The organism is Pedobacter sp. AC464, assembly GCF_979253075.1.
The window spans coordinates 1-243 of the sequence record NZ_CEEDBV010000019.1; the positions used below are offsets into that span (position 1 = coordinate 1).

Annotated in this window: 2 tRNA genes; both read right to left on the bottom strand. The window is 48.6% G+C overall.

Going from position 1 to position 243, the window contains the following annotated elements:
- Positions 1–22: 22 nt before the first annotated feature.
- A tRNA-Met gene (locus AC0IWT_RS20010) sits at positions 23–98 on the bottom strand.
- A 73-nt stretch (positions 99–171) separates the two neighbouring features.
- A tRNA-Glu gene (locus AC0IWT_RS20015) sits at positions 172–243 on the bottom strand.

Genomic DNA, 243 nt, shown 5'->3' on the forward strand with positions numbered 1-243 from the left:
AATCTAAAATCGTCACTCAATTTGGTAGCGGGGACACGACTCGAACGTGCGACCTTCGGGTTATGAGCCCGACGAGCTACCAACTGCTCCACCCCGCATTCTATTGTATTTTTAAGGATATACCAACCTTGTTTGATAAAAAAACCGCTAAACTTTTGTCAAGCGGTTTCGTAGCCCGTAGGGGAATCGAACCCCTGTTTCCAGAATGAAAATCTGGCGTCCTCACCCCTAGACGAACGGGCC